Source organism: Candidatus Cardinium sp. cByotN1 (assembly GCF_022810525.1).
In the GTDB taxonomy this organism is placed as follows: Bacteria; Bacteroidota; Bacteroidia; order Cytophagales; family Amoebophilaceae; genus Cardinium.
The window spans coordinates 1-724 of the sequence record NZ_JAACGG010000155.1 but is presented as its reverse complement, the minus strand read 5'-3'; the positions used below and the strand labels follow the sequence as shown (position 1 = coordinate 724).

The 724-nt window shown below is 29.3% G+C and carries 2 protein-coding genes; both read left to right on the top strand.

Going from position 1 to position 724, the window contains the following annotated elements; translation table 11 throughout:
• The first annotated feature begins 245 nt into the window (after nucleotides 1-245).
• The gene (locus MUW73_RS04125; RefSeq protein WP_243575285.1) at nucleotides 246-497 is read left to right on the top strand and encodes a hypothetical protein; all 252 of its coding nucleotides are present in this window, start codon (nucleotides 246-248) and stop codon (nucleotides 495-497) included.
• Nucleotides 484-724, top strand: a 241-nt coding sequence (locus MUW73_RS04120; protein WP_445083567.1) for a hypothetical protein, incomplete at its 3' end; no start/stop codon positions are given. The genes MUW73_RS04125 and MUW73_RS04120, both read left to right, overlap by 14 nt.

Sequence of the window (724 nt, the reverse complement as noted above, 5' to 3'; positions counted from 1 at the left end):
CCAACTAGCTTTAGACTAATTTTTTAATAAAAATACTATTTCATATTTCCTCGCCACTCCCCTCTTATTTTATAATAGTTAGATAATCAGTTTAAAAAATAAAATAAGTAGTTTTTTATTAAGTATATACATATTTATATATATACATATGTATGTATATATATAAATATTTTTTATATTTGTTTTAAGTAAGGGATAGTTTCCAAACTAATATTAGATGCCATTTCATAAAAACCTAATACAAAATGAAAAAACAAGAGGATCAACATAATGCAACTGATACTGATAAAAGCATTCAGACACGAAAAATACCAGCAGTGTTACCAACAAATATGATAGAGGAGATTCAAGATTATTGTTATTGGAAAAATATGACTCATGATGAATTCTTTTATCAAGCTGTATACATTTTCCTGGAAAACAAGGAAGGTATAGACCAAACGAGAGAAAACATAGAACCAAAAAATATAGATTCATCTCATTATGATATCTCTTAATATACCCCTTTTAATGGTAGTGGCGTTTTTGTTATTGACATTAGCCGTGGCATTTTATTTTAGTAGAAAAACAACCACCTTCCGAGAATATGCGGTAGGGAATAAACAGTTTGCTACAGCTACGTTAGTAGCTACAATGTTGGCTACTAATTTTGGTGGAGGAGGGTTGGTCCGTGAGGTAGAAAAAATCCATGATATCGGCCTTTATTGGATAATATTTCTAATTT